General features: G+C 38.4%; 7 protein-coding genes. 2 read left to right on the top strand and 5 right to left on the bottom strand.

Annotated elements, in window-relative coordinates; genetic code table 11:
- Positions 1–791: 791 nt before the first annotated feature.
- From FC15_RS04885 to FC15_RS04870, 4 genes are all read right to left on the bottom strand, one after another.
- Positions 792–2,027: an XRE family transcriptional regulator gene (locus tag FC15_RS04885; protein ID WP_057824529.1), complete on the bottom strand. Its 1,236-nt coding sequence runs from the start codon at positions 2,025–2,027 to the stop codon at positions 792–794.
- A gap of 286 nt (positions 2,028–2,313) precedes the next feature.
- Complete coding sequence (locus tag FC15_RS04880) at positions 2,314–2,679, bottom strand: hypothetical protein (protein ID WP_057824527.1); 366 nt, start codon at positions 2,677–2,679, stop codon at positions 2,314–2,316.
- Positions 2,679–3,047, bottom strand: a complete 369-nt coding sequence (locus tag FC15_RS04875) for a DUF961 family protein (RefSeq protein WP_057824525.1) — start codon at positions 3,045–3,047, stop codon at positions 2,679–2,681. Before FC15_RS04875 ends, FC15_RS04880 begins: the two co-directional genes overlap by 1 nt.
- Before the next feature lie 452 nt (positions 3,048–3,499).
- On the bottom strand, positions 3,500–3,766 hold the full coding sequence (locus FC15_RS04870; protein WP_057824523.1) for a hypothetical protein: 267 nt from the start codon (positions 3,764–3,766) through the stop codon (positions 3,500–3,502).
- A gap of 252 nt (positions 3,767–4,018) precedes the next feature.
- Here FC15_RS04870 and FC15_RS04865 point away from each other — a divergent pair, with 252 nt between their 5' ends.
- Together FC15_RS04865 and FC15_RS04860 are read left to right on the top strand one after the other, a co-directional pair.
- Positions 4,019–4,900 carry a helix-turn-helix domain-containing protein gene (locus FC15_RS04865; RefSeq protein WP_057824520.1) on the top strand — a complete coding sequence of 294 codons (882 nt, stop codon included), beginning with the start codon at positions 4,019–4,021 and terminating at the stop codon, positions 4,898–4,900.
- Positions 4,901–4,985: 85 nt separating this feature from the next.
- Positions 4,986–6,134 carry a site-specific integrase gene (locus tag FC15_RS04860; protein ID WP_057824518.1) on the top strand — a complete coding sequence of 383 codons (1,149 nt, stop codon included), beginning with the start codon at positions 4,986–4,988 and terminating at the stop codon, positions 6,132–6,134.
- A gap of 688 nt (positions 6,135–6,822) precedes the next feature.
- Here the strand turns inward: FC15_RS04860 and FC15_RS04855 are convergent.
- Positions 6,823–7,152 (bottom strand): DUF2442 domain-containing protein, encoded by a 330-nt coding sequence (locus FC15_RS04855; protein ID WP_057824516.1) that lies wholly within the window; start codon positions 7,150–7,152, stop codon positions 6,823–6,825.
- Positions 7,153–7,468 lie beyond the last annotated feature (316 nt).

Raw genomic sequence — 7,468 nt, 5'->3', positions numbered from 1 at the left:
AGCCCTTTCGTCTGTGTGCTTTATCGGCACTGGCTAACTTACTATTGCAATTTGCGAATAATTTTAAACCCGCGTTTTTTCGTTTGATCTTGAGGTATACTAGCCATAGCACAAGCACTCCTTGTTGTATTTGTGGTTTAGACGACTCAAGTATACTTCAAGTAGTTGCTTGTGTTTAATTTTGGGTAAAAATAACTTACGGCGACATGGGATTAAGGCTAATATGAACTTTCATGATTTAGCTAGGAGCCTTTGTTGTGCCTCAAGGTTGTCCTCATAGGCTGGACGTTGGTTACTTTTTGAGACGAGTTAGTCTAATTCACATCGCCTTATTTCCGTCCATCTCTGTAGCCCTAGCTGCATAGATCAAAAATCAGGCTAGTAAGTGGACTGCACCAGCCAGTCTCCATTTATTGCAGGCTTACACATTTGCGAAATTTAATGGTGACGATGTCGCTTTGAGTAAAGCTGAGCGTTATTTGAAAGAAATTGATATTGATGTGAGTGACCTTTTTAAGCAGGATATGTAAAGCGTTATCGGAGATTCACATCAATGGAATTATCTATGTGTTTTCCCTGATAAGTCTCAAATATTTTCTGTTGGTGCGGCTTGCTTTTAGACTGTTTCTACCAGTCCTTGAATCGGTCTGCGAATAACTGAATAAGATTAGGGAGATTTATGTAATCACATTCAAATTGATGAATGTGATTTTTTGATTCCGTTTAACACTTAACTTCTATTTATCGAAAACATATCTTTTCATTTTGTCGTACGGACGTAATAATCACAACTAGTTTTCTTTTACGTGCCAATCCTTATCTTCAATGACTTCATCGCGTGTTGCTAACATTGCCGCGAGCATCTTCTTTTGTCGTGGCTTCATCTCTGATTTGTTGACCAAAGTATCTAATAAGACGGTGCCTGTTGCTTTATCGGCTTCACGTGTCGTTGCGATTGTTGAGCTGAATTGATGCGTCAACGCGTTAAACGATCTTTGATAATTATATTCTCGTGGCTTCAGAACGAGTTTAACTTCTTCTGCGTCGTTAAGGAGATCCAACCAGTCCTGCGAAGCTTGCCATTCACTTCTAGGAATATTAGTTTGTTTCGGCCGATCCAATAGGGTGAGGTAATGGTCGATCACGCCGAGGACTAACCACATGTTATCTGCACATTCTAAGAACTTAACCGCAATATCTTCCGCATAATCATTTTTGAAACGAACTTCATAGCGATTCTTGATGGCTTCATCTTCGGGCAACTGATTATATTTATTCGCCTGCTCCTGATCTTTTTCATAAAAGACAATACGAAGGTTTGATTTTGGTGTGCCGAAGTAAATAGTTTCGCCAGCGGTGTAGGCAATGTCATCATTATCATCACTTGGCGTAAATCCAGAGAAGTTGCCACTATATTTTTTAAACTGACTACTGAAATTTCCTTGTTTAACACGTTTGATCACATCGGGGATATTAAGGATCGGCAGATAATCATTGATGGCGATATCGATCCGTTTGAAAACACCGTTGTTGTGCAAGCAGACCGCGAAGAAACTCGTCCATTCTAAACCATCTTCACCGAATACTTGCTCATATTCGCGACAACCTTGTCCAGTTAGCTCAATAATCACACCTTGTGAGGCTTTATTTGGATCAGATAACACTCTGATACTCCCATAACTAAGTATCTGTGGATAGAAAGGCATTCCATATTCTTCGGCGACAAAGAATTTCGGTCGCAAATTTAAAATCTTCTTGATCACTTCGTCCGGCTGTAGATTATTAAAGCGAACTTTGATGTAGTCAAAGATTGAGTCTAGTGGGTTACCATGATTGATCAACCAGGGCATGAACTGTGTGATTTTTTTTAAGACCTCTCCAGTTGGTAGGCGAGTGCCTTTTTCGTAACGGGATAATGTTGAACGTTCAATATTAAGAATATCTGCTAAAGCCTGTTGTGAAAGGCGGTTGCGTTTACGATAGGTTTTTAGTGCTTGATTCAGGGGGATATTTTCGAGTTCTCTCATTGTTGGCACTTCGCTTTCTTTGATTTTTTAGCTTTGCTTGACACATTTTTTAATTGTTTTTGTGACAGCGATTAACGTTGATATAACGGTATTTATACGTCAATTTTACTTGCTTTTCTTGATTTCAACCCCCGTGTTACAGTTGGGGGTTGAAGGCGGCGGCATTCGCCGCCGAGTCGCTAACGCTCCCGAAAATGATACATTTCCGTCCACTACACCGACACGTGCCTTAAGCTACCGCCGGCACTGTCCGCAGGATACCTGCTCCCGTCTGTGTTACGCGCCACTAGCTTTTTTCTTGGCCGTCCACTTTTCTTAAGCCAGTGATTTTGATTTGAAAGAAGTTATCGACTTCTTTTCTAGTCGGATCAGGGAGGATAGAAAAAGGATTAAACTCAGCGCCGATCAAGGTCACTTCATCTCCGAAAACAAAGTTGCCTTCTAATCTACCAACGAGGGTGACGATCACGGCACCATGAAAGTTCTGACTATATAATTCAATTCGTGTTGACTCAACTTCATCTGGGTCGATGTCACCAGTCAAATCTTCAGGGTGATACTCGGTAAGCACTTTCTGAAATTCTATTCTTCCAAGCGTTTCATCAATCTCTGGATAAAACTTTTTTGGATCAATCCCAAAGGTGGTTGTCATTAGCTTTCCTCCGTAAACTTGAGATCATTGGCAATGATGATCAATAGCGATTTAGCTTTATAGCAAGTATCGCCGTCTTCGCTTTGATAACGATCAATCAATGATCTAACTTGTATTGTTGGATTGACAAGTTCACACGGCTTATCAAAGTTGAGATCACTAATTTTATTCGCGCGATTTGAGATAAAAACGTGAGTGGCACCTGCTTGTACTTCTGATCCGAGTTCGTAACATCGATATTTTAAAATTTTGATTGATCGTCCGCGTTCAGACTGATTATCGTATTGATCTAATGCTGGGGTGGCATTGCGAAAAGTGAGTTTTCCCAATGTTTTTTCAACATTAAATTTTACCGTATCAAAATCCATAACCTCGCTTCTTTCTTGCTCTGAATTGATGAATCGCTCCGCTCATATCATCGCGCTTCGTCTATGTAGATGGATCTTATTCATAGATGTAGGTGTCTTAACCGATCAACCGTTTCAACGGTATAGCATGCAGTTTTTTATACAGCACGGCCAGTGTGTGTACTAAACACCCTGAACTCTACGTTTTTCTTAATGGTACTCGCAACCCGCGGCGAATGCGTCTTGACTAATTCTCAGTATCGACTAGAATGATAGTGTCAGTTATTATCCTAGGTGTTTGAGTCGTCAATTCGGCTTAAATGCCTTTTTTATTTAGTTGTCAAAGATCGATTGAGACTAAGGACTTACCGTCTCAGCTCAACAATTGAACGCTGGCGATCAACCGCTGAATCAAACGATAATTAAGATAGGTGTTGCTTGCATTGCTCGCCTCGACAGCGCTTTGCTTATTTTTAGAACTCGTGTGCTTTACAATACTGATCTAATGTTGCTTTGTCATACCGCTCAATATTTTCTAGAGACACTCTAGGAATATTGAGTTTTTTAAAACTGGTCACGGAAATGCTTAGGTAATCTGCCGCTTGTTTCTGGTTCAGGTACTGCGGATAAGCTTGTTGCTGGATCAAAGCTTGGAACGCTTGTTGTGCTGATTTGATGAACATCAAACTAATTTCTGCTTGTACTTCATCTGGAAGTGCAAATTTCATCTCGCTGGCCATTTGGATCATCCCCCCTGTGTGTATAAATTAATACTTTTAGTATTAACAAATAATCCCTGATGTATCGGTTAATTCACTTTAAAATAACACGATTATTAACATTTTTATTTTACATCGGGATAATAAAGATTGTCAAGCAAAATAACTCATTTCTTAATACGATCATTATTTTCTGTTTTGTATGATTAAACAGAATGCTATGCTATAATAGTCAATAATTAACACGTTACGTTTGTAGGAAGGAGGATACTAATGAACGTTGATAAGATTGAGGTAGGTAATCGCATTCGTGCCATTCGTGAGAAACTCAATTACAGTATGAACGACTTTAGCATTTTGATTGATTCAAAGAAGAGTACAGTAAATAGTTGGGAACGTGGGCTAGCAATTCCAAAAGAGAATATGCTAAAGAAAATTGCACTTTTAGGGAAAGTTTCGATAGACGAGATTCTCTATGGATCTCCAAAGGAATATATTAAGAAACTAGTAGGATTGCATTTTCCCAACGTTGAACTAACGAGCAAACAATACAGGGAACTTACAGAAGCGATAATCTCCAATGATTTTAGTTATGAAAATGATTTGTATACCGTTTTACAAATCACTAAATATATTGAGACATTAAATTCAAAGGTTGAACCGATTTTTTATTTGAAGACTAGTTTGCACAGCACTTATATTTCTATGTCCAGATATGAAAAACAGATAGATTATTTTTTATCAGTTGATGTTAAACGAAATATTGTTCATATTATGCCCTTTACATTTCAACCATTTGATCTTAATTTGTTTATCAAATTAATTACAACTGATCCTGCAATAGTTGAAGCCTTCAATGAACATTTACCAGACATAAATGTGAATATGAAGGCACCACTTCATCTGATTGCTTATGATATGACGAAAAATAGTCGGATGAATGAACGTTTTTTCTTTTTTAATACAACGACCAAAAAGTACGATTGCTTAAAAGAGGCAGAAGAACTTGAAGAACACTTTGGTGAGGAACTACCTCTGAGCTTTCTGTTTCAAAAAGAGATTCTTAAAGAGATATGGTTTCAACAAGCGGGTTTCTCGAGATTAACATCAATGACGCTTGATACAAAGAAATTCATCGAAGAAAATAAATTATGATTTAATTTTTTTGAAACGTTATTAAACCTACCTTTCTATACATAGCACGCCTCGACAGCGCTTTAGCTATGGAAGGTTGATAGATATGGCATCATATAAGCAATATGAAACGAAGCAAGGTAAAAAGCTCTGGAAATTTGATATTTATTTAGGAACTGATCTGCAAACTGGGAAACCTAAGCATACTGTTCGCAGAGGTTTCAACACAAAAAAAGAAGCCTCGCTTGCGGCGTCTAGATTGGAATTAGAGGCCTCGCGTGGCGCTATCGTGAAAGATAACAATATTAGTTTTCAGACGGTCTATGAGCAATGGTATCAAGCCTATGTAAATACGGTCGGTGAGAGTACTTGGAATAGAACGGCGGGTATGTTTGATAATCATATCTTACCGGCCTTAGGGAAATATCGAATCAGAACAATCACAATTGCACAAATACAAAGGGCAGTCAATGATTGGTTTAAAATTGCGGCGCGCAACTACAAGCGTTGGTACAATTATGTCGTCGATGTTTTCGAATTTGCCATCAAGCATGGCTATCTTGAAAAGAATGTTGCCAAACTGATTACAGTACCAAAGAAACGTGAGTCTGCAGGAGATAAGTTTGAAAATTTCTGGGACAAAGACCAGTTGGCTGAATTTTTTAGTTATCTTGATCCAACGTTGGAAATGGAGAAGTACACCTTATTTAGAGTATACGCCTTCTGTGGCGTGCGTCGTGGCGAAGCTCTAGCGTTGACATGGAATGATATCTCATTTAAAGACAGTACGATGCGGATCAATAAGACGCTGACACAAGGCGAAAAGGGTAGACAGATCATTCAGGCGCCGAAGACGAGAAATTCAAGGCGTACCATTGATTTAGATCCTAAAACGCTCAATGATCTTAAAGAATGGAAGACGATTCAGAAACGTAAATATTTGATGTTAGGATTTAACACACTCCAGCCTAATCAATTGATCTTTGCAAATAACAAAAATGGTTATAAGTCTTTGAATACACCGGCAAAGTGGCTTAAGTCAATTCGGGTCGCACATAACTTGACCAAAGTGACTGTGCATGGTTTTAGGCATTCGCATTGTTCGGCGCTATTTTCTGCAGGTGCAACGATCAAGGAAGTTCAGATGAGACTCGGTCATGCGGATGTGGCAACGACGTTAAATATTTATACGCACGTCACCAAAAATCAAAATAAAGAGGTCGCAAATAAGTTAGCGCATTATCTTGATTTCTGATTTCGTGACGGTCAAATTGACGGTCATCTGGTGGTGATTTCTGAGAATCAATGATATCGAGGGGGAACAAAAAACCAGCAACCACGGCGTTTTAACGCTGCGTGATTACTGGTTAATATCAGTAAATGGGTGGCCAGGGGATCGAACCCTGGACCCACGGATTAAGAGATACATTTAAATAATACTTCTCACTGTAATGGTTGGTAGGATAGAGTTTCACGTTGATTGAGGTGGATTAGAAATAGTCATTCTCAAAGTAATTGGTACTTTTTGGGTACAGCATTTAGGGGCGGTCGTCATTGGTCTGGTAAGCTTAATGTTTAGATGAGAAGTCATAAACTTCTATGATATAATTGTCGTCATGGTACATGTGGACGCCCAGCATGTAACCGAGGGGGTGATCTTACGAAGCCCTTTATCCTGATGGTCATTCTTCCGATAGCCATTAACGTGTGCTCTGATTTAATCAGTGAGCTAATTAGGCGAATTAGCAAACGTTAAAAAGAAGAACAGGACAGCAGTCTGACTAATTGCTGTTTTTTTAGTATCAAAAAACCGCTATCGAGTTGATAGCGGCGCGCCGTGTCCCGATTGACTAGATCGGAATATGGAAGTGATTCTTTTGAAACCTTTTATCCTATACACACAGTATACCACGTATAGTTGAAAACGTAAATAAATCGATTTTTTACTGATTACTGTGGTTTACAGGATCGGAATCCATATAAAGCCATTCTGCACCAATATCAAGTAGATCGTTCCAGCCAATACTTTCACCCATTATATGTGCTTGCATGAATAGGTCAACGTTGTTAAGCGGCTCAAAGAACTTATTCTCATCTATCAGCACTTTGAAATTCAAGAAATATTCCTGCGCTGGATTCTTTTTGAACCAAAGTGATAACGTTAGATTTTCGTGCGGAATAACTTTGACAACCTTAGAATCTTCATATATTGTCGGATATAGTTCCATGAAATTATTTAATTGATAAACCTTTTCGTAAGCACCTAAGGGCATAGCACACTTCCAAAAATTAATTATATTTTAAAATTTCTATATTTTTGAACCCGAAGTTATTCAAATATGTGATATTGATTTTTTTAAAAAAGTACTTTACAGGTTTAAAAGATTATTTTGCTAAAACAGTTTATAATATGGTACTTCAAGCAAAAGTTATTAAATAATACCCGCTATCGAATGATAGCGGGAGAATTACCGATTTAGCCAAATCGTATTATGAAGATTAATCCTGTAAAGCTTGTACTTTACAATTAGTTCCCGAATTGTCAAATCAAGTGCAACACTACTGATCTATTCTTATCAATTGGTATAG

The sequence above is a fragment of the Lapidilactobacillus concavus DSM 17758 genome (assembly GCF_001435835.1).
Classification (GTDB): Bacteria; Bacillota; Bacilli; order Lactobacillales; family Lactobacillaceae; genus Lapidilactobacillus; species Lapidilactobacillus concavus.
Note: the sequence above shows the minus strand (reverse complement) of the source record. Positions and strands in the feature narration are given on the sequence as shown.